This is a genomic window from Halomonas sp. AOP13-D3-9 (genome assembly GCF_052379125.1).
Lineage (GTDB): Bacteria > Pseudomonadota > Gammaproteobacteria > Pseudomonadales > Halomonadaceae > Vreelandella.
Window position 1 is genome coordinate 113,708 of the sequence record NZ_JBQSYH010000012.1, and the last position, 23,435, is coordinate 137,142.

Genomic DNA, 23,435 nt, shown 5'->3' on the forward strand with positions numbered 1-23,435 from the left:
CAGTGGTTTCTGTGGCGCATGGATCCTCAAAGCAGCGCTTACCATATTACTGGCGCTCTGAACCTGAAGGGTTCGTTGGATACTGGAGCACTGCAGGGTAGCTTCGTCGCCTTAATATCTCGTCATGAGGCATTGCGCACGGTGTTCCGTGACGATGGCGAGGGCGAGGTGATGCAAGTGCTGCAGGCTGAGAGCAACTTTGCATTGAATGAGGTCGACCTAGGCCATATGCCGAAGGTTGAGCGCGAAGCGGCGATAGATAATCAAGTTGCTCTGCTTTGCAATGATCCTTTCGATTTGGATCAGGGGCCACTTTTGCGGGTGGGGATACTGCGTTTAGCTGAAGATGAGCACCTGTTGGTAGTGGTAATGCACCACATCATCTCCGATGGCTGGTCGATGCAGTTGATCATCGATGAATTTGCAGCGGACTACTCCGCTCGGGTAACGGGTGAGACATGGCAGCCGCCAGCTTTGCCGATTCAGTACGCTGATTATGCACTCTGGCAGCGTCAATGGATGGAGGCTGGCGAGAAAGAGCGCCAGCTCGACTACTGGCAGAGGGAGCTTGGCGACGAACACCCGGTACTGCAGTTGCCGACCGATCGTCCGCGCCGCAACGATGGACATTATCACGCTGCGCGCCATCACATAGTACTTCCCGAATCGCTGGTGAGAGGGTTGCGTCAACGAGCTCAGACTCAGGGAGCTACCCTGTTTATGACGCTAATGACGGGCTTTCAGGTGTTGTTGTACCGCTATACAGGGCAGGAAAATATTCGGATAGGCGTGCCAATCGCCAATCGGCATCGTACAGAAACTCAAGGAGTGGTAGGGCTTTTCGTCAATACTCAGGTGATGTGCAATCAGTTAAATGGTCGCCTGAATTTGGCCGAAGCGCTAGAACAGGCAAAACGTGCGGCGCTTGGTGCTCAAGAACATCAAGATCTGCCTTTTGAGCAGTTAGTAGAAGCGCTGCAGCCGGAGCGCAGTCTGAGTCACACGCCACTATTCCAAGTGATGTTCAATTATCAGCAGCAGGATCATAGTGCGCTGAAGACACTGCCAGGGTTGGAGTTGAGTACCTGGCCACTAGAAAAGAAAGAGGCGAAGTTCGAGCTGACCCTAAATGTGGAGGAGTGTACTAATGGCTGCCTTGAGGCAAGTTTTATTTATGCTGAAGAGCTGTTTGATTCCACCACCATTGGACGACTGGCGCAGCATTATGTCGTTTTTTTAAAGGCGCTGGCAGAGATGCCAGAACTTGCGTTGAGTGATATCGAGCTACTTGATAAGAATGAACAGCTTCAATTGAAGAAATGGGGAGGTGTCGCTCAACGATCCCCTGATGCTCTACCTACTCACCATCTAATTGAACGCCAAGCAGCGGCAGCCTCTGATATCACAGCGCTAGTATTCGAAGATCAGTCACTCAGCTACGCAGAACTCAATACCCGCGCCAATCGCTTGGCGCACTATCTGATTGGTTTGGGTGTAAAACCTGAAACCCGAGTAGGCATCGCCATGGAGCGCTCGGTTGATATGGTGGTGGGGTTACTGGCTATTCTCAAGGCGGGTGGCACTTATGTGCCGCTGGATCCGGATTACCCCGCCGAGCGGCTGGCCTATATGGTCGAAGACAGCGGCATCATGATGTTGGTCACCCAGCAACACTTACGTAAGACGCTGCCGGTAACTGATGGGCTGAGCATTATTGAGCTGGATCGACTAGAAGTAGCACACCATGCCTCTACCAATCCAGAAGTGGTACTGCATAGCGAACATCTAGCCTACGTGATTTACACCTCGGGCTCTACTGGACGACCTAAGGGGGTTGGGATCACGCATGGTGCTCTGAGCAATTATGTGGAAGGGGTTCTGGAGGTTTTAGCGTTATCTAATGATGCTCGTAGTTTTGCAATGGTGTCGACAATAGCCGCGGACTTAGGCCATACCATGCTATTCGGTGCCTTGTGCAAGGGTCGAACTCTTCATTTGATTTCATCTGATCGCACGCTTGATCCAGATGCTTTTACTAGATACATGCATGAGCATGAAATTGATGTCCTCAAAATAGTGCCTAGCCATTTGCGCGCTTTAATGAGTATAAAGAATCCATTAAATACATTGCCGAGAAGGTGTTTGGTTCTTGGTGGGGAGGCAAGCGATTGGTCTCTGGTTAACTGGATCTCAGAACTAAATCCATCTTGCCAAGTTGTTAACCATTATGGCCCCACTGAGACCACTGTCGGAGCTTTGACACAAAGACATGAAAGCGCTGATCAGCGAGCATCCACGCTACCGATTGGCACCCCCTTGCGTAACATGCAAATTCGAGTACTTGACCCTTGGATGAACCTTGTGCCTCAAGGAGTGAACGGTGAACTTTATCTAGGAGGGGTGGGGTTGGCCCGCGGTTATCTGGGGCGCCTTGATATGACGGCGGAACGATTTGTAGCTGACCCCTTTGGTGAAGGAGAACGTTTATATCGCACCGGCGACAGTGTGCGGCAGTTGCCAGACGGAAGCTTGGAGTTCCTTGGTCGTATGGATGATCAAGTTAAAATCCGAGGACATCGTGTGGAGTTGGGGGAAGTTCAAGCGCAGTTGTTATTGCAACTGGCGGTTCGCGAGGCGGTGGTGGTCTCCCAAGATGGATCTAGTGGCCCGAGGTTGGTGGCTTATGTGGTTCCCCAAGCCGGCATGGAACTTGACGCCACCTCAATACGCGAGCAGTTGAGCCAACATCTGCCAGACTATATGATGCCGGGAGCCGTGGTCACGCTTGATGCACTACCGTTGAATGCCAACGGTAAGGTAGACCGTAAGGCTCTGCCCGAGCCGGATTTGGCCAGTGGCTCGCAGTACGAGCCGCCTCAAAGCGAGGTGGAAAAAGCGCTGTCGGAAATCTGGTCAGAGATACTTGGCGTCGAAAGGGTGGGCCGCCACGACAACTTCTTCGAGCTGGGCGGCCATTCGCTATTGGCTCTGAAAGTGCTGGAGCAAATGCGGCATCGGGGACTAACGTCGCAGGTACGCACGCTGTTTCAATTCCCAGAACTGGCGGCCTTCGCCCAGGTACTAACGCAGACATCAGAGCGGCAGGAAATCATTATCCCGCCCAACCGTATTCCAGATGGCTGCTCGGCAATCCAGCCCGAGATGCTGCCTTTGATTGAACTCAATGGCGAAGAGATCAGTGCGATTGAAGCAGCAGTGCCGAGTGGAGCCAGCAACATTCAGGATGTCTACCCGTTGGCACCTCTGCAGGAGGGTATCCTATTTCACCATCGACTGCAGGAAGAGGGCGATGCCTATGTGACCCAACACTTGCTTGGCTTCGACAGCCGAGAACGGCTGGAGGCCTTTATTGCCGGTTTTAACCAGCTCATTGCCCGACACGATATTCTGCGTACCGCCGTGCTCTGGGAGGGCTTACGAGAGCCAGTGCAGGTGGTGTGTAGGCATGCCGAGTTGGAGCTTGAATGGTTAGAATTGGATCATGTTTCTTCACTTAGTGTTGTCGAACAACTGAATGCTGAGGTAGATCCTGATTATCATCGCCTTGATGTGCGCCAAGCACCGATAATACAAGCGGTAGCCGCATACGATGCCGAGCAAGGGCGATGGTTGCTACAGTTACCTAGCCACCATCTAGTCATGGATCACATCACCCTCGAACTACTGGTAGAAGAGATTGCCTTGATCCAGCAAGGCCGCGAAGATGAGCTACCGCAACCCCTTCCATTCCGCAATTTCGTTGCCCAGACCCGACTAGGGGTAAGCCATGAAGAGCATGTGGCCTTCTTCGGAGAGCAGTTGGGCGATATTGATGAACCGACCGCGCCCTTCGGCCTGTTAGACGTTCGTGGCGATGGCAGCGAGATCGAGGAAGTTCGCCTTCCTTTGCCAGCGGAACTAGCCCTGCAAGTTCGGCAACAGGCCCAGCGCCATGGTGTCAGCACGGCCAGCTTGTTCCATCTAGCCTGGGCACTGGTGCTGAGTAAAGCCACCGGACGGGACGATGTGGTGTTCGGCACCGTGCTGTTCGGCCGCATGCAGGGTACCGAGGGAGTCGAGCGGGCGCTGGGGATGTTTATTAATACGCTCCCTGTGCGTATCAAAATGGGCACTCAAGGTGTCGATAAGTGCCTGCGTCACACCCACGATACTCTGTCTGAGCTAATGCACCACGAGCATGCCAGCCTTGGCCTCTCGCAGCGCTGTAGTGGTCTATCTGGGGGGGCGCCTCTGTTTACCAGTTTGCTGAACTATCGTTACATCGCACCTCAGCAAGAGGGCAGCACCGTTCATAGCTGGGAAGGTATGGAGGTGCTGGACGTTCAAGAGCGTACCAACTACCCGATCACGATGTCGGTGGACGATCTTGGGAACGGCTTCCAGTTGGTTGGTCAGGTGAGCCGTATAATCGGTGCGCAGCGGCTATGTGATTACCTGGAAACTGCCATTGCAGGCATCGTAAAACATCTGCAAGCAAGGCCGCAGCGAGCGATGAGAGATATCGAGCTGCTCAATAAAACCGAGCAGCATCAATTGCAGGGATGGGGAGTGAATACGCAGCATTACTCCGATGCTCCGCCGATTCACCATCTGATTGAGCGCCAAGCTGCGGCAACCCCAGAGGCTACGGTACTCGTCTTTGAAGAGCAGTCACTTAGCTACGCCGAGCTTAACACCCGCGCCAATCGTTTAGCCCACTACTTGATTGGCTTAGGCGTAAAACCTGAAACCCGAGTGGGAATTGCTGTGGGACGCTCTATCGAGATGGTGGTGGGGCTGCTGGCGATTCTCAAGGCAGGTGGTGCTTACGTACCGTTGGATCCGGATTACCCTGCCGAGCGGTTGGCCTATATGGTCGAAGATAGTGGCATTGAGCTGCTGCTTACTCAGCAGCATCTTCGCGATACGTTACCGGTAGCTGAGAGTCTGAGCGTTATCGAGCTGGATCGTCTAGAAGTAGCGCACCATGCCTTGAATAATCCCGAATTAGCTCTGCATGGTGAGCACCTCGCCTATGTCATTTACACCTCGGGTTCCACCGGACGGCCGAAGGGAGTGATGGTGCGCCATCATGCGCTTAGCCATTTCTTATTAAGCATGCAGGAAACCCCAGGCCTAAGCCCAGACGATATCCTGGTGGCGGTGACCTCACTATCGTTCGATATTGCCGCCCTGGAGCTGTATCTGCCATTGATCAGCGGAGCAAGGGTAGTGTTGGCGAGCCGCGAGACGACTCGAGATGGCAAGGCCTTGGGTGAATTACTCAATCAGGAAAAAGCGACGGTTCTGCAGGCGACACCCTCCGGCTGGCGGTTGCTACGTTCGTCAGGCTGGCCATGGACGACGGCTCCGCTCATAGAGGGCTTTAAGGGGCTATGTGGCGGTGAAGCTTTGCCACCTGATTTGGCTGAGGATCTGCAAACTCAGGGGGTCGAATTGTGGAACATGTACGGCCCCACTGAGACCACGATTTGGTCAGCAACGGATCAAGTGAAGGGCTGCCAAGCTTTCCTGGGAAGGGCGATTGCGGCGACGCAGTTGTACGTTTTGGATAGTGCGCTCAACTTGGCACCCCTAGGTGTGGCGGGGGAGTTGTATCTAGGAGGTGTGGGCTTAGCGCGGGGCTACCTGGGTCGTGCAGAACTGACGGCGGAGCGCTTCGTGGCCGACCCCTTTATTGCGGGCGAACGAGTCTATCGAACCGGTGACCTAGTGCGTTGGCGGGAGGATGGCCAGCTTGAGTACTTGGGACGGATTGACCATCAGATCAAAGTGCGCGGTTTCCGTATTGAGCTAGGCGAGATCGAAGCCCAACTGCTAGCCCTGTCGGAGATACGCGAGGCAGTGGTGGTTGCCCAAGAGGGGCCTAGCGGATCTAGATTGGTGGCTTATGTGGTTCCCCAAACCGACGTTGAGCTCGATACTACCTCGCTACGCGAAACGCTGGGACAAAAGCTACCAGATTATATGGTGCCTGGAGTGATAATCACTCTGGAGGCGCTGCCGCTAACCCCGAACGGTAAGGTGGATCGTAAGGCACTGCCCGCACCAGACTTGACCAGTAACTCGCAGTACGAGCCGCCCCAGGGTGAGGTGGAAGAAGCGCTGGCGGAAATCTGGTCAGAGATATTGGGCGTCGAACAAGTGGGTCGCCACGACAACTTCTTTGAGCTGGGGGGGCACTCGCTACTTGCTGTGCAGATAGTGGCTCGCGTTCAAGCAGATATGCAAGTTGAGCTCAAAATATCTGAAGTGTTTAAACATCCATTACTTAGCGATTTAGCAGAATGTATAGCCGCACTAAACAGTGGGTACCCCTTTGAGCAATCGCTCTCCGATATTGATTCCTTCATCGACAGCATGGATACCGTTCAATGAGTAATATCGATACCCGTCGTATTGCGGAACGCTTTGCCGGATTGCCTGCCGAGCAGCGCCGCGTGGTTTACGACAAGATTCGTACACAGGGGTTAGGCATTGGCCAGTTCCCAATTCTTTCTCGCCCTGCATCACAACAGAAAACTTGCTCACCCTCTTATGCCCAGCTTCGCCAGTGGTTTCTGTGGCGCATGGATCCTAAAAGCAGCGCCTACCATATTACGGGTGCTCTGACCCTTAAGGGGGCTCTTGACTCTGGAGCACTGCGGGGTAGCTTCGCCGCCTTAATATCTCGTCATGAGGCATTGAGCACGGTCTTCCGTGACGATGGCGAGGGCGGGGTGATGCAAGTGGTGCAGGCTGATAGCAACTTCGCATTGCATGAGGTCGACCTAGGCCATATGGCGAAGGATGAGCAAGAGGTTGCAATAGAAAATCAGGTTGATCGGCTTTGCAATGACCCCTTCGACTTGGAGCAGGGGCCAATGTTGCGGGTGGGGCTATTGCGCTTAGCCGAAGAGGAACACCTTCTGGTAGTGGTGATTCACCACATCATCTCTGATGGTTGGTCAATGCAGTTGATCATTGATGAGTTTACTGCCGACTATCGTGCCCGTGTGATGGGTGAGACTTGGCAGTCGCCAGCTTTGCCGATTCAGTATGCAGATTATGCGCTATGGCAGCGTCAATGGATGGAAGCGGGCGAGAAAGAGCGTCAGCTTGATTATTGGCAGACGGAACTGGGTGACGAGCACCCGGTACTGCAACTACCGACTGATCGCCCGCGTCGCAACGATGGACATTATCATGCTGCGTGCCACCAAATTATGTTCCCTGAGCTATTGGTAAGCGGGTTGCGTCAGCGAGCTCAGGCGCAGGGTGCCACCTTGTTTATGACGTTACTCACCGGTTTCCAAGCGCTGTTGTATCGATATACGGGGCAGGAAAATATCCGGGTTGGGGTACCGATTGCCAACCGTCACCGCACGGAAACCCAAAGTGTGGTGGGCTTTTTCGTTAATACTCAGGTATTACGCAACCAGTTGGATGGTCGCCGGAGCTTGGCTGAGGCGCTGCAACAGAGCAAACGTGCGGCGTTGGACGCACAAGAGTATCAGGATCTCCCTTTTGAGCAATTAGTGGAAGCGCTTCAGCCCGAGCGTAGCCTGAGCCACACGCCGCTGTTCCAGGTGATGTTCAATCACCAGCGGCAAGATCATGGATCACTGCAGACGCTACCAGGACTGGAACTGAGCACCTGGCCGCTGGAACAGGGAAGAGCACAGTTAGAACTGACGCTAAATGTGGTAGAGCGCAAGGATGGCTGCCTGGAGGCAAGCTTCGTTTATGCAGAAGAGCTGTTTGATGCAACCACCATTGAGCGCCTAGCTCAGCACTATATGGTTATTCTACAGGTGCTGGCGGAGGTGCCAGAACGCGCGTTGAGCGATATCGAGCTGCTAGGTAAAGATGAACAGCTAAAATTACAGGAATGGGGTGTAAACACACAGCGGTATACCGATGCTCAGCCAATCCATAGCCTAATTGGGCGACAGGTTGCTGCAACCCCAGAGGCCACAGCGCTAGTATTTGAAGATCAGTCACTCAGCTACGCCGAACTCAATACCCGCGCCAACCAGTTGGCTCACTACCTTATCGGCCTAGGCGTAAAACCTGAGACCCGAGTGGGTATTGCCATGGAGCGTTCCATCGAGATGGTGGTGGGGTTGCTGGCGATTCTCAAAGCGGGGGGCGCCTATGTGCCACTGGATCCCGAGTATCCTTCGGAGCGGCTGGCGTTCATCGCCGACGATAGTGGCATCGAGCTGTTGCTGACTCAGCACCACTTGCGCGAGTCACTGCCGGTAGCTGATGGCCTAAGCGTTGTTGAGTTAGATAGGCTGGACGTTGCACATCACGGCTCTACCGATCCGGCGGTGGCGATTCACGGCGAGCACCTCGCCTATGTGATTTACACCTCGGGCTCCACCGGGCGGCCCAAGGGCGCCGCCATCCGCCATGAGGCCTTGACCAACTGTATGGTCTGGATGCAGGAGACCTATCAGCTCATCGATACCGATGCCGTATTGCATAAGGCACCGTTCGGGTTCGACGTCTCTGTGTGGGAGATTTTCTGGCCGCTGAGTGTCGGGGCACGTTTGGTGATTGCCCAACCAGGAGATCATCGAGATCCAGAGCGCATCATCGAGCTGATCCAGCGGCACGGCGTCACCACGCTCAACTTTGTGCCTTCAATGCTCAAGGCCTTCCTGGCCTATCCCGATGTGAAGGCCAAGACGCGACTCAAGCATATTATGTGCGGTGGCGAGGCCGTTCCAGCCACGTTACAGCAGGACGTAGCTGAGTGTCTTGAGGGTGCCAACCTGCACGATCTTTATGGCCCCACAGAAACCACCATTCATGTCACTCACTGGTGGTGTCGTGGTGACGCTCACCGTCAGATTCCCATTGGGCGACCCATTAGCAGTACCCGTACCTATGTCTTGGATAGTGAGCTTAACCTGGCGCCAACGGGTGTTGCGGGAGAGCTCTATCTCGGCGGGGTAAGCCTAGCCCGTGGGTATCTCAATCGCAGTGATCTAACGGCGGAGCGTTTTATCTCTGATCCGTTCGCCGAGGGCGAACGCCTTTACCGCACTGGCGATCTGGTGCGCTGGCGAGAGGATGGTCAGCTCGAGTACCTGGGCCGCCTTGATCACCAGGTGAAAATACGCGGCCTACGTATTGAGTTAGGTGAGATCGAAGCTGAACTGCTATCGCGACCGGAAATTCGCGAGGCGGTGGTGGTCGCCCAAGAAGGCCCTGGTGGCTCGATACTGGTGGCGTATGTGGTTCCCCAAGCCGACTGTGAACTCGGCACCAGTAAATTACGCGATCGATTGGGTCAAAAGTTGCCAGATTATATGGTGCCGGGAGTTGTGGTCACTCTCGATGCACTGCCGCTGAATGCTAACGGCAAGGTAGATCGCAAGGCGTTGCCCGAGCCGGATTTGGCTAGTAGCTCGCAGTACGAGCCGCCTCAAGACGAGGTGGAAGAAGCGCTGGCGGAAATCTGGTCAGAAATACTTGGCGTCGAAAGGGTGGGCCGTCACGATAATTTCTTCGAGTTAGGTGGTCATTCGCTATTGGCTCTGAAAGTGTTGGAGCAAATGCGGCATCGGGGGCTAACGGCGCAGGTACGCACGCTGTTCCAATTCCCGGAACTGGCGGTCTTCGCCCAGGTATTGACGCAGAGATCAGAGCGGCAGGAAATCATCATCCCGCCCAACCGGATTCCCCACGATTGTCAAGCTCTCGAACCTGAGATGTTGACGCTAATCGAGCTTAATGCCGAAGAGATCAGCGTGATCGAAGCGGCAGTGCCTGGCGGTGCTAGCAATATTCAGGATATCTACCCGCTAGCACCGCTACAGGAGGGTATCCTCTTTCACCACCGGTTGCAGGAAGAGGGCGATGCCTATGTCGCTCCGCGTCTGCTTGGCTTCGACAGCCGAGAACTGCTGGAAACATTCATTTCCGGTTTTAATCAACTGATTGCCCGCCACGACATCCTTCGCACTGCTGTACTGTGGGAAAACCTGCGTGAGCCGGTGCAGGTGGTATACCAGCATGCCGAATTAGCCCTAGAGTGGCTAACCCTGGATGGTGTCCCATCACAAAGCGTTGCCGAACGACTGAATGCCGAGGTGGATACTGAGAACCACCGCCTCGATGTGCGCCAAGCACCTATGATTCGGGCGCTGGCTGCCCACGATGCTGAGCAGAACCGCTGGCTGCTGCAGCTACCTAGTCACCACTTGGTCATGGATCACACCACCCTCGAGCTACTGGTGGAAGAAATTGCCCTGATCCAGCAAGGCCGCGAGGACGAATTGCCCAAGCCGATCCCATTCCGTAACTTCGTGGCGCAGGCCCGGCTAGAGATAAGCCTGGAAGAGCATGAAACCTTCTTCCGCGAGCGGTTGGGAGATATTGAAGAACCGACAGCGCCTTTTGGGTTGTTAGACATTCGCGGCGATGGCAGCGATATCGAAGAAGTACGCGTTCTTTTGGACACGGAACTGGCCCAGAAGGTGAGGCAACAGGCCAAGCGGCATGGTGTCAGCACGGCTAGCCTGTTCCACTTGGCCTGGGCTTTGGTGCTAAGCAAAACCACCGGGCGGGACGATGTGGTGTTCGGCACCGTTTTGTTCGGCCGTATGCAGGGCATTGAGGGGGCAGAGCGTGCACTAGGGATGTTTATTAATACGCTTCCTGTGCGCATCAAAACCAGTGCCCAGGGAGTAGATAAGTGTCTGAGCCAAACCCACGGTGCCCTATCTGAGTTAATGCACCATGAACATGCCAGTCTCGGGTTAGCACAGCGCAGCAGTGGCTTGATGGGGGGAACACCGCTATTCACAAGCTTGCTGAATTATCGGTATGGCGCGGCTCAACAAGAGGAAACCCCTGTTCATACTTGGGAAGGCATGGAATTGTTGGAGGCTCAGGAGCGCACCAACTACCCGATCACTATGTCGGTGGACGATCTAGGTAACGGCTTCCAACTGGTAGGACAGGTTAGCCGAATGATTGGTGCACAGCGGCTGTGTGATTACTTGAACTCAGCCATTTTAGGTATTGTAGATAATCTGCAAGTGGCGCCTCAACAACCATTAAGTGAGATCAACCTGCTCAGAACAGGCGAACAGCAGCTGTTGAGCGAGTGGGGAGAAAATACGCAACAGTATTCAGGCACTTCTCTGATTCATCATCTATTTGAGGGTAAAGCAGCGGCAACCCCAGAGGTCACGGCACTCGTATTTGAAGAGCAGTCACTCAGCTATGCCAAACTCAATGCTCGTGCCAACCAACTGGCTCACTATCTGATCGGACTAGGCGTAAAGCCTGAAATCCGAGTGGGCATCGCCATGGAGCGCTCCATCGAAATGGTGGTGGGGCTGTTGGGTATTCTTAAGGCGGGTGGCGCTTATGTACCTCTAGATCCAGATTATCCGAGTGATCGGTTGGCCTACATGGTCGAAGACAGCGGCATCGAGTTGCTGCTTACCCAACAACATCTTCGCGAGTCGTTACCAGTAGCTGAAAGCCTGAATGTCATTGAGCTGGATCAGTTGGATATGACGCATAATGCGTCGACCAATCCAAACGTGGCGCTGCATGGTGAAAATCTTGCTTATGTGATCTACACCTCGGGCTCCACAGGGCAACCTAAAGGGGCGCAGCTATGTCATGCGAACGTGACGCGATTACTTGATACCACTGCACCTTGGTTCAATTTTGACGAGCAAGATGCCTGGACGATGTTCCACTCTTACGCCTTCGATTTCTCTGTGTGGGAGGTGTTTGGGGCACTGTGCACTGGCGGAAAACTCGTCGTGGTGCCCTACTGGGTTAGCCGTTCGCCAGAGGACTTCCTTGAGCTGCTATGCCGGGAACAAGTGACAGTACTAAACCAGACGCCTTCTGCCTTCCGGCAGTTGATGGCTACCCCCGATCTCTATAACACAGAAGATTTAGCACTGCGTGTGGTGATCTTCGGTGGCGAAGCCTTGGAGCCGGAAAGCTTACGCCCTTGGATTGAGCATTTCGGTGATGACCATCCCCGCCTGATCAACATGTATGGCATCACTGAGACCACGGTGCATGTCACTTATCGGCGTGTGACAGTTGATGACCTGGCAGGTCAGCGTAGTCCTATAGGGATTACCCTACCGGATCTCGGCGCATATGTATTGGATAGCCAGCTTAATTGTACCCCTATAGGGATTCCTGGAGAGCTTTACGTATCAGGAGCAGGCTTGGCACGCGGCTATTTGAACCGCTGTAGCCTGACAGCGATGCGTTTTGTTGCTGACCCGTTTGGCTCGGGAGAGAGGCTCTATCGCACTGGTGATCTGGTACGCTGGCATGAAGACGGTCAGCTTGAGTACCTGGGGCGTATCGACCATCAGGTGAAAGTACGTGGCTTCCGCATTGAGCTGGGGGAGATTGAAGCTCAACTACTATCTCAGCCGGAGGTGCGTGAGGCGGTGGTGGTGGCACAAGAAGGTCTCGGTGGCGCTAGGTTAGTCGCTTATGTGGTTCCCCAGGCCGAGAGTGAACTCGACATCAGCTCACTACGAGAAGCGCTGGGTCAAAAACTACCGGATTATATGGTGCCGGGGGCTGTGGTCATCCTCAATGCGCTGCCGTTGAATGCCAATGGAAAGATAGACCGTAAGGCACTGCCCGCACCGGATTTAGCCAGTAGCTCGCAGTATGAGCCACCGCAAGGAGAGGTGGAAGCAGTCTTGGCGAAGGTCTGGAGCGAGGTGTTGGGGGTGGAGCAGGTTGGGCGTCACGATAATTTCTTTGAGTTGGGTGGGCATTCGCTGCTGGCTCTGAAGGTGCTTGAGAAAATGCGGCATCAAGGTCTGACTGCGCAGGTTCGTACATTATTCCAGTACTCGGAGCTGGCGGCCTTTGCTCAAGCGCTGACGCAAGCGCCCGAGCAAGCTGAGATCACCATCCCGCCCAATCTGATCCCCCACGACTGTCAGGTTCTCCAGCCGGGCATGCTGACACTCATCGAGCTCAATGCCGAAGAGATCGGCGTGATCGAAGCGGCAGTGCCCGGCGGTGCTGCCAACATCCAGGACATCTACCCATTGGCGCCGTTGCAGGAGGGCATCCTTTTCCATCACCGTCTGCGGCACCGGGGAGATACTTATGTGCTTCCCTGTCTACTTGGTTTCGATGGTCGGGAGCGATTGGACAGGTTTATTGCTGGTTTTAACCAGCTCATTGCCCGCCACGATATTCTTCGTACCGCTGTGCTCTGGGAAGGGCTCCGTGAGCCGGTGCAGGTGGTATACAAGCATGCCGCAATGGAGGTCGAATGGCCGTCGGTGCCGGATGAGGTAGCTGGTCGTGTCGCCGAATGGTTATACACCCAGGTGGATCCTGAACATCATCGCATCGATGTGCGCCGAGCACCCATGCTACGAGCGGTGGCAGCATGCGATGCCGAGCAAGAGCGATGGTTGCTACAGTTACCTAGCCACCATCTAGTTATGGATCACACCACCCTTGAGTTATTGGTGGAAGAGATCGCTCTGATACAGCAAGACCGTGAAGCTGAGTTGCCCAAGCCGCTACCCTTCCGCAACTTCGTGGCACAGGCCCGACTAGGGGTAAGCCAGGAAGAGCATGAAACCTTCTTCCGTGAGCGGTTGGGCGATGTTGAAGAACCGACCGCGCCCTTCGGACTACTAGACGTTCGCGGCGATGGCAGTGAGATAGAGGAAGTATGCCTTCCTTTGCCTGCGGAACTGGCCCAGCAAGTTCGGCAACAGGCGCAGCGTCATGGCGTCAGCACGGCCAGCCTGTTCCATCTGGCCTGGGCCTTGGTGCTCAGCAAAACCACCGGACGGGATAATGTGGTTTTTGGTACCGTGCTTTTCGGCCGCATGCAGGGTACTGAAGGTGCCGAACGGGCGCTGGGAATGTTTATTAATACGCTTCCAGTGTGTATCAAAACAGGTTCCCAGAGTGTTAATAAGTGTCTACGCCTCACCCACGATACTCTTTCTGAGCTAATGCACCATGAACATGCCAGCCTTGGACTCGCACAGCGCTGCAGCGGGCTGCCTGGTGGGACGCCACTATTCACGAGTCTGCTGAACTATCGTTACATCGCACCTCAGCAAGAGGGCAGCACCGTTCATAGCTGGGAAGGTATGGAGGTGCTGGGTGGCCAGGAGCGTACCAACTACCCGATCACGATGTCGGTGGACGATCTTGGGAACGGCTTCCAATTGGTAGGGCAGGTGAATCGTATCATCGGTGCTCAGCGGTTGTGTGACTACCTGAGTGCCGCCATTGCAGGCATCGTAGAAAACCTGCAAGCGGTGCCTCGACAACCATTAAGTGAGATCAGTCTGCTCAGAGCAGACGAACAGCAGTTGTTGAACGGGTGGGGAGAGAATACGCAACAGTATTCAGACACTTCTCCAGTCCATCACTTGGTTGAGCGACAGGCTGCGGCGACCCCAGAGGGCACGGCACTCGTATTTGAAGAGCAGTCACTGAGCTACGCCGAACTTAACACCCGTGCCAATCGCCTGGCCCACTATCTGAACGGTCTAGGTGTAAAACCTGAGACTCGGGTAGGTATTGCCGTTGAGCGCTCCATCGAGATGGTGGTGGGGCTGCTGGCGATTCTTAAGGCAGGTGGTGCTTATGTGCCGTTGGATCCGGATTACCCCGCCGAGCGATTGGCCTATATGGTCGAAGATAGTGGCATTGAGCTGCTGCTTACCCAGCAACATCTGCATGATACCTTGCCGATGACCGATGGGCTAAACGTTATTGAACTGGATTGCTTGGATGTGACGCATCATGCGTCAACCAACCCGGAGGTGGCACTGCACAGTGAACATCTCGCCTATGTTATTTACACCTCGGGTTCCACCGGACGGCCCAAGGGAGTGATGGTGCGCCATCATGCGCTTAGCCATTTCTTATTAAGCATGCAGGAAACCCCAGGCCTAAGCCCAGACGATATCCTGGTGGCGGTGACCTCACTATCGTTCGATATTGCCGCCCTGGAGCTGTATCTGCCATTGATCAGCGGAGCAAGGGTAGTGTTGGCGAGCCGCGAGACGACTCGAGATGGCAAGGCCTTGGGTGAATTACTCAATCAGGAAAAAGCGACGGTTCTGCAGGCGACACCCTCCGGCTGGCGGTTGCTACGTTCGTCAGGCTGGCCATGGACGACGGCTCCGCTCATAGAGGGCTTTAAGGGGCTATGTGGCGGTGAAGCTTTGCCACCTGATTTGGCTGAGGATCTGCAAACTCAGGGGGTCGAATTGTGGAACATGTACGGCCCCACTGAGACCACGATTTGGTCAGCAACGGATCAAGTGAAGGGCTGCCAAGCTTTCCTGGGAAGGGCGATTGCGGCGACGCAGTTGTACGTTTTGGATAGTGCGCTCAACTTGGCACCCCTAGGTGTGGCGGGGGAGTTGTATCTAGGAGGTGTGGGCTTAGCGCGGGGCTACCTGGGTCGTGCAGAACTGACGGCGGAGCGCTTCGTGGCCGACCCCTTTATTGCGGGCGAACGAGTCTATCGAACCGGTGACCTAGTGCGTTGGCGGGAGGATGGCCAGCTTGAGTACTTGGGACGGATTGACCATCAGATCAAAGTGCGCGGTTTCCGTATTGAGCTAGGCGAGATCGAAGCCCAACTGCTAGCCCTGTCGGAGATACGCGAGGCAGTGGTGGTTGCCCAAGAGGGGCCTAGCGGATCTAGATTGGTGGCTTATGTGGTTCCCCAAACCGACGTTGAGCTCGATACTACCTCGCTACGCGAAACGCTGGGACAAAAGCTACCAGATTATATGGTGCCTGGAGTGATAATCACTCTGGAGGCGCTGCCGCTAACCCCGAACGGTAAGGTGGATCGTAAGGCACTGCCCGCACCAGACTTGACCAGTAACTCGCAGTACGAGCCGCCCCAGGGTGAGGTGGAAGAAGCGCTGGCGGAAATCTGGTCAGAGATACTGGGCGTCGAACAAGTGGGTCGCCACGACAACTTCTTTGAGCTAGGTGGTGATTCGATTCTCAGCCTTCAGATCGTCTCACGGTTGCAACGGGCTGGTTGGATGGTTACTCCGCGTCAAGTCTTTGAGCACCAGAGCATAGCCGAGTTGGCGCTGAATGCGTCCGGTGCGCTGGAGGAGGCGCAAAAACGGAAAGTCGAGCTAAATGGATTGGCGGATTATCTGAGCAGTGAGCAGATCGAAGCCCTAGGATTAGACCAAGACAATATCGAAGATGTTTACCCCCTGTCGCCCACGCAAGAGGGGATGTTCTTCCACTCTCTTGAAGCGGAAGAGCCGGGGCTCTACGTCAATCAATTGAACGTAGACGTCAGTGGACTGGATGCCAATAGGCTAGTAAGGGCTTGGCAAGCTATGGTCGAACGCCACGCCACGCTAAGAACGGGTTTCTTATGGCAGGCGGGTATGGCGCGTCCACTACAACTCGTCTTGGCACAAGTAGAGCCTGAAATCGTACAGTTGGATTGGCGCAATAGGAAAGATGGGCTTGAAGAGTCCCTTGCCACCTATGCTGAGCAAGTAATTAAGCGCCAAATTGACTGGCTGACACCACCCTTAGCCTGGTTGCATTTGATTCGACTCGATGATGACCGCTATCAACTGATATGGACTCGGCACCATATCTTGTCCGATGGCTGGTCAGAAGCCCGTCTAATTAACGAGTGGCTGGCCAGCTATGCGGAAGAGCCCTTGGCGGCCGTTGGGCGGCCCTACGGGGACTACATTCGCTGGTTACAGCGCCAGGATGCCGCTTTGACCCAAGCCTTCTGGACATCGGAACTGACGGGGCTAGAGGGGCCGACGCTGCTGGCAGAGTCGACCCGTCAGGAGAGTGAGGCCCAGGGCTTCGCCAAACGCTATACCCGTCTAGGACGGCAAGATACCGCGCTATTAAAAGCTGCTGTCCAGCGGCAACGCGTGACTCTAAACACTTTGGTACAGGCAGCCTGGGGTGTGTTATTGCAGCGCTACTGTCATCAGGAACGAGTGGTGTTTGGCGCGACAGTCTCTGGTCGCCCACCGAGCCTGCAAGGCGCTGAGGAGATGGTAGGCCTGTTTATCAACACCATCCCCGTGGCATTGGCGGCGCGGCCTGAGCAGAGTGTTGGTGCTTACTTGCAGAGCGTGCAAGCAACCAATCTGGGCATTCGCGAGTATGAGCATGCCGCGTTAGCAGATATCCAACGCTGGTCGGGGTCATCGGGCCGCGCTCTGTTCGACAGCATCATTGTATTTGAGAACTTCCCCGTCGATAGAACAATGCGTGACCAGCAGCGGCATGGTCTGCGCTTTGGTGAGGTTGCCGGGGAGGGCATAACTGGCTACGCGATGGATCTGCAGGTGGTGATCGACGATGAGCTGGAGATCGAGTACTGCTACAGCCGAAGCGACTTCCCGGAGCTGTTCGTTGATGAACTGAAATGTGCTATGGAGCTGCTCATTCGTCAGATGGCAGAGTCGCCTGAGCGGCCTGTGGGTGAGTTGGAATGGATTGAATCAACTCAATGGGATGCACTAAGTGAATTGGGCCAGAGTGGCCGTAGTGGATTCTCCCGCATGCCTGTGCATCGCCGTATCGCTGCGCATGCTGTTACACGGCCAGATAATATTGTGCTTCGTATGGGTGATCAGGCTTTAAGTCATGCGCAACTCAACGCTCAGGCTAACCGCTTGGCCCATTATCTGCGCGAGCAAGGCGTGGGGCCAGATGTGCGGGTCGGCGTGGCGCTAGAGCGTTCGCCCCAAGTCATTGTTACTCTGTTGGCTGTACTGAAGGCGGGCGGTGCTTATGTGCCACTCGATCCGACTTACCCGCCCGAGCGTCTGAGTTTTATGATCAAAGATAGTGGCATGGCCCTGCTACTAACGCAGCACGGGGTACTGCCGCGCTTGGCAAAGGTAGAGGATATACCTTATGTGGATTGCGAGGCGCTCGATCTCAGCCGTTATGACGATGCTGACCCCGATGTGGCCGTGCACGAAGAGTCCCTGGCTTACGTGATTTATACCTCGGGTTCTACAGGTACACCTAAAGGCGTTACGGTGGCACATGGCCCGCTGGCGATGCATTGCCAGGCGATCAGCGAGCTCTATGATATGGAACCAGACTCCTGCGAGTTACACTTCATGTCATTCTCCTTCGATGGTGCCCATGAGCGCTGGCTGACAGCCCTGTGCTCGGGGATGAGCCTAGCCATTCGGGAAGAAGAGCTATGGACAGCGGAACAAGCCTATACGGCCTTGCAACACTATCGTGCAGCGAACGTGGCTTTCCCGCCGGCCTACTTGAATCAAGTCGCTGACTGGGCAGAAGGGCGAGATGATACGCCACCGGTGGAGTTATACGTTTTCGGTGGTGAAGCGATGCCCAAGACAGCCTATGACAAGGCGCGCCGCACGTTGCGGCCGCGCTGGTTCATTAATGGCTATGGGCCCACCGAAACAGTGGTGACGCCACTGCTGTGGAAGACACCCGCCGAAGAGACCTTTGACTGTGCCTATGCACCGATTGGTCGCCCTGTGGGCGAGCGGTCGCTCTACGTGTTGGATGACAACCTACAGCCGGTACCCAAGGGCGTTGTGGGCGAGTTGTATATCGGTGGCTATGGTTTGGCGCGAGGCTATCTTGGGCGTACCGGCTTGACCGCCGAGCGCTTTGTGGCCGATCCCTTCGATACTTTAGGGGGGCGTCTCTACCGCACCGGGGATCTGGTGCGCTGGAGAGAAGATGGCAATATGGAGTATATGGGCCGGGCGGATCACCAAGTGAAGGTACGTGGCTTCCGTATTGAGCTGGGTGAGATAGAGGCACGTGCCCGTGAAATACCTGGCGTGAGTGATGTCGCCATCGTTACCCATGAAACCTCGAATGGCCATCAATTGGTTGCTTATTTGGTAGCTGATGAGGAGGCGGATAACGATCGATTAGTGCGCCTTGCACGCCGACACTTCGAAGCGCATCTGCCCGACTACATGGTGCCAGCACATATGATGGTGCTGACAGCCCTGCCACGTATGGTCAATGGTAAGTTGGATCAGTCGGCGTTACCCGAGCCACGGCTGGATGAAAATCGGGAGCACGTGGCCCCTTCTACACCGGAAGCCCGCCAGCTAGCTGAGATATGGCAGGAAGTATTGGGTATCGAGCGGATCGGAGAAACTGATAACTTCTTCGAGCTGGGTGGGGACTCCCTGCTGAGCCTGAAGGTGTTGAGCCGAGTGCGCGCCCTAAAGGAGACTACGCTTGATTTCAAACTACGTGACCTGATGCAGAAGCCGACCATTTCAGGCTTGTTGGGGCTGGGAGAATCATCGGATGCCTTGCTGGATGGTGTGGTTATGCTCAATGGTGAGAGTCAGGGTCAGTCACCGCTGTTTTGCGTGCATGCTGGTATGGGCACCCTTTACGACTATCAGCCGCTGGCACGGCGTTTACAGGGAGTATGCACGGTATATGGGCTGCCGTGTCGGATGCTAACAGATCCTCAGCATTGTGATACGTCGTTGGAAGCGATGGCTCATGACTATGCAACCACTATCCGTAGCTTGCAGCCTCACGGGCCTTACCGGATATTGGGCTGGTCTCTAGGTGGTACCTTGGCAGCAATGGTTGCGGCACGGCTTGAAAAGCAAGGCCAGGAGGTGAGCCTGTTGGCGCTGGTGGATCCCTATATCCCCGGTAGCGGCCAGAAGAGCGTTGATAACTGGCAGGAGGATTTTGCTGCTTATGCGTCGGTAATCTTGCCAGGTATCCCGTCCGAGATGGTAGCCAATATTAACAACGCAACACCTCATGAAGAGCCGGGTGAAGCGGAACTGGCCATTATGCTAGAACGCCTGCTGGCGTCGGATAAGTCCTACGGGCGGGAAGGTTATGCCGCTCTGGGTGGTGAGGAGCTGGCACGGATCTTCTGTGTGGCACGCCATCTTAAGAAGCTCTCCCTAGAGTCTGATACGTTGCCGACGTTGACCTGTGAAGCGGATTGTTGGTGGTCTGAGGGGCGTCCACAAGAGGAGCGGCAAGCGCTAACGCAACAAGTGGGGCAAGCGCCATGTCGGGCTATTGAAACTTCTGAGGATCACTTCTCGATTGTTTCCAGTGATTCGTTGTTGCTTCAGGTGGTGGAAAAACTGCAAGAGGAGTCGCATCCATCAAAGCGTGTAGAGGAGAATTTACCGGCCTAACGGCCGGTTTCTGACAAATATGCTTACTCTTCTCGGCTGCCAGGTGAAGGCAGTCGGGACAGTTAAGTATTTTCCAGCGCTTCTTTGAGTGATTTAGCGAAGCGGAGCATGGATGGGAACCCTCCCCATGGCCAATAATTTCTATTGACACTTACTGATGTATCATCCAACCAATGCTGCCATAGTCCTGACGCTGGCAATGTTGAGTCAGGTAAGTCTTGAGAGTAATTCGAGCGAAGCAGAATTATTTTCCCTTCTAACTGGAATGCCTCTGGGGTAGTTAATGTGCTGAACCCCCAGTCATTAGTGTGGCCTTTCCAGGCATTCTCCAATCCAAGTTTGGTTAGGGTCATATCCTCCAGGCTTCCAGGCCCATAGACACGAACATGTCGGTCATCTCGGATTTCTACGATCAACAGAGGATCTGCAGGTCTTTCAATCTGTGTGGCTATTAATGATAGCTCAGCGTCTACAGAGTCAATTAATGTTTGAGCTTGCTGTTGCTGATCGTTCAGTTTCCCCAAATTTCTAGTAAGTTGTTCAAGGCTCTGCCAAATATTTAATTCTTTCCCAAACAACCGGATTTTAATTACATCAGCAATATCGGAAAGTTTATTCTCTAAATTCAAGTGGGCCGGTGGCGATATCAGAATGGCATCAGGTTCCAATGATGCTAGATATTCAAAATTGGGCTGAAACCTAAGTCCGAGCTCAAGGGTGTCAGGCAGTAAGTGTTCTTGGTTTAATTTTCTATATTGTGCTAAACCAGCCATTGCTATGGGAGGGCGTTGCAAAGCAGCAAGTGTATCTGCAATAGCATAGTCGAAAGTGACGAGTTTTTTGGGTTCTTCAGCGTTAGCAAGTGGCACGATCAGCGGTAAAAATAGCAGTATGACTAAAAAAACTGCTCTGTGGCCTGACGGTGGTAAGTTGCCCATATCGATCATTTATATACTTTCTATTTTGGCTTTTATAAAACAATGGCAGGCGGTGATGCCGCCTGCCATTGTCTCTATTGGTAATGACGTTACCACTGGTAACTTACTGAGCCTATGATGCTTCTCGGCTCGCCATAGTAGCAGCCATAAGTGCAGGACTCGATATAGGTTTTATCAGTGAGATTGGTGGCATTCACTGCATATACCCAAGATCCAGTTTCATAACTCACTCGCGTATCGACAAGTGTAAACGACGGCACTTCTCCCGCTACCCAAGTCGCCCGGGTTGGGCCTACGTAGCGAACTCCACCTCCTACTTTCAACCCCGGCAGGCCGAAATCGCCAAAGTGATAATCACTCCATAGCGAGAATTGGTTATAGGGTGTATTGGCCGTTCTCCTGCCCACCTGATCGGGTGTAACGGGGCTGCTTTTCGTTGTACGCGCATCTGTGTAGGTGTAGGCGGCTACCAAGTTGGCATTGGGGCCTAGTGCCGTCTTCGCTTCCAATTCGACACCACGTGAACGCACTTCCCCTATCTGTGTCTGAAAGCTGGTGTCCACCGGATCGGTGACGCTGACGTTTTCCTGTGTCAGCTCATAAGCGGTTGCGGTGAGCATTGTATCCCAGCCATCTGGCTGAAAGCGAACGCCTAATTCATATTGCTCACCCCGCGTGGGCTCGAACTGATTGCCGTTACGGTCAGTGCCGCTGGTAGGTTCAAACGACTGGCTATAGCTGATGAAAGGCGCCAAACCGTTATCGGCAAGATAGACTCCCCCCACACGTCCAGTGAAAGCATTATCCGTTTCACGACTCCACTCTGTGGGGCCAAAGTAGGGTGAGGTCTCAGATTCAGTCCAGTCCTGACGCCCTCCTAATAAGAGAACCCATTTGTCAGCGATTTTCATCTGATTTTGAGCATACAAGCCAACCTGCTCACTGCGTTGCTTGGATGACCATGCAAAGGCCACCGGGTCGCCGAACTCTCCACTTCCGTACATAGGATCAAATAAATCAAGCGATGACACAGTTCGGTTGTAGCGCTCAGTTTCGTGGCGTTGTCGTGTGTAGTCTATTCCGATCAAGCTGGTGTTGTTGGTGTTGCCAGCCTCCCAGTCATATTGCAAGGAGGTATCTGAGGTTAAGCCCGATGAGGCATCACGGCGATCCTGGGCGCTCCGGGCATAAATCCGCTGATCGATACTTTGGCCAAGACCTATCTGAGGAAAATCTCGATCGGCCCGGAAAGTGCGGAGGCTATGTTGTAGGTGGAGGCTGTTAGAGAAGTCGTGCTCGAGCAAGTAGCCGATCGAATAACGCTCGTTATCATACTCATCAAAGCCGGGCTCCCCAGTGAACCGCTCCCGAGGAATGTCACCATTCGGGTTAGAAAGAATGGTGCCGCTGGTGGGTAGTCCATACACATAGGCCGTTTCGTCGCGCTGATATTCACTCAGTAGGGTGAGCGAAGTATTCTCGCTAGGCTGCCATTTTAAAGCTGGAGCGATATAGGTGCGATCATCCGGCACGTGGTCGACGAAGCTGTCACTGTCCCGATGCAGCATGGTAATACGGTATGACCATACGCCATCTTCATCCAAGGAATCGGAAAAGTCCGCAGATATTTGACGTCGGTCGAAACTACCTGCCTCGATATTAACTTCGCGTAGTGGAGTACTGGTGGGGCGTTTACTAACGGCATTAAGAATGCCTCCTGGGGCAGCCACACCATACAAGATTGATGAGGGGCCCTTAAGTACTTCCAGCCGTTCCAGACCATAGAGCTCTTGCTGACCGTCATACATGTTGGCTTGGTATTTGCTGCCGTCTCGGTAGGTTGTTGTGTTGCGAAAACCGCGAATTCTTAGCCCTTCCGTGGTTCGTTCGGCTCCATTGAACCTGGAGATGCCAGCAGTATAGCCGAGCGCTTCAGTGAAGTTCCGAGCCCCGTAGTTTTTAAACTCCTCACTGCTAACAACCGAGATAGACTGCGGCGTTTCAATAATTGGTGTATCGGTTTTGGTGCCTGTTGCGCTGCGAGTGGCGGCAATACCTTGTACAGGCCCTGTGGCTTCTTCATAGAGACGGCTTTCGGTTACTTGCAGGGTAGGTAGTGTGGTACTTGTTTCGCTGCTTTCGTTAGATTGTAGATCAGTGCCTTGAGCGAGAGCAGCCGGTGCCGCGAATAGCGTCGCCGCGCAGGCATTGGCAATGGCCACAGTGAGCAGGTGTCTGCGCAGGCCGGTACGAAGTTGATGCATAGTAATCCCCTTGCATGGTATTT

4 protein-coding genes and 2 pseudogenes are annotated in these 23,435 nt (G+C 54.3%); 4 read left to right on the forward strand and 2 right to left on the reverse strand.

Annotated elements, in window-relative coordinates; genetic code table 11:
* Nucleotides 1-18: 18 nt before the first annotated feature.
* The 4 genes and pseudogenes from ACT3UM_RS14705 to ACT3UM_RS14720 all read left to right on the forward strand — a co-directional run.
* Nucleotides 19-1,254 (forward strand): annotated as a pseudogene (locus ACT3UM_RS14705) (condensation domain-containing protein); the annotation flags it as partial.
* Nucleotides 1,255-1,425: 171 nt separating this feature from the next.
* Nucleotides 1,426-2,778 (forward strand): annotated as a pseudogene (locus ACT3UM_RS14710) (non-ribosomal peptide synthetase); the annotation flags it as partial.
* Entirely contained in the window at nt 2,764-6,399 is a 3,636-nt protein-coding gene (locus tag ACT3UM_RS14715; RefSeq protein ID WP_498900072.1) for a non-ribosomal peptide synthetase, read from the forward strand. The pseudogene ACT3UM_RS14710 and the gene ACT3UM_RS14715, both read left to right, overlap by 15 nt.
* Nucleotides 6,396-20,210 carry an amino acid adenylation domain-containing protein gene (locus ACT3UM_RS14720; protein WP_498899990.1) on the forward strand — a complete coding sequence of 4,605 codons (13,815 nt, stop codon included), beginning with the start codon at nt 6,396-6,398 and terminating at the stop codon, nt 20,208-20,210. Before ACT3UM_RS14715 ends, ACT3UM_RS14720 begins: the two co-directional genes overlap by 4 nt.
* Before the next feature lie 62 nt (nt 20,211-20,272).
* On the opposite strand, the gene ACT3UM_RS14725 is transcribed toward ACT3UM_RS14720, so the two are convergent.
* Nucleotides 20,273-21,157 carry an ABC transporter substrate-binding protein gene (locus ACT3UM_RS14725; protein ID WP_498899992.1) on the reverse strand — a complete coding sequence of 295 codons (885 nt, stop codon included), beginning with the start codon at nt 21,155-21,157 and terminating at the stop codon, nt 20,273-20,275.
* Nucleotides 21,158-21,237: 80 nt separating this feature from the next.
* Entirely contained in the window at nt 21,238-23,412 is a 2,175-nt protein-coding gene (locus tag ACT3UM_RS14730; RefSeq protein ID WP_498899994.1) for a TonB-dependent siderophore receptor, read from the reverse strand.
* Nucleotides 23,413-23,435 lie beyond the last annotated feature (23 nt).

Excerpts from the sequence above, each read along its gene's own strand:
- ACT3UM_RS14730 (WP_498899994.1), bottom strand. The coding sequence starts at position 23,412 with ATGCATCAACTTCGTACCGGCCTGCGCAGACACCTGCTCACTGTGGCC.
- ACT3UM_RS14720 (WP_498899990.1), top strand. The coding sequence starts at position 6,396 with ATGAGTAATATCGATACCCGTCGTATTGCGGAACGCTTTGCCGGATTG.
- ACT3UM_RS14715 (WP_498900072.1), top strand. The coding sequence starts at position 2,764 with ATGCCGGGAGCCGTGGTCACGCTTGATGCACTACCGTTGAATGCCAAC.
- ACT3UM_RS14725 (WP_498899992.1), bottom strand. The coding sequence starts at position 21,157 with ATGATCGATATGGGCAACTTACCACCGTCAGGCCACAGAGCAGTTTTT.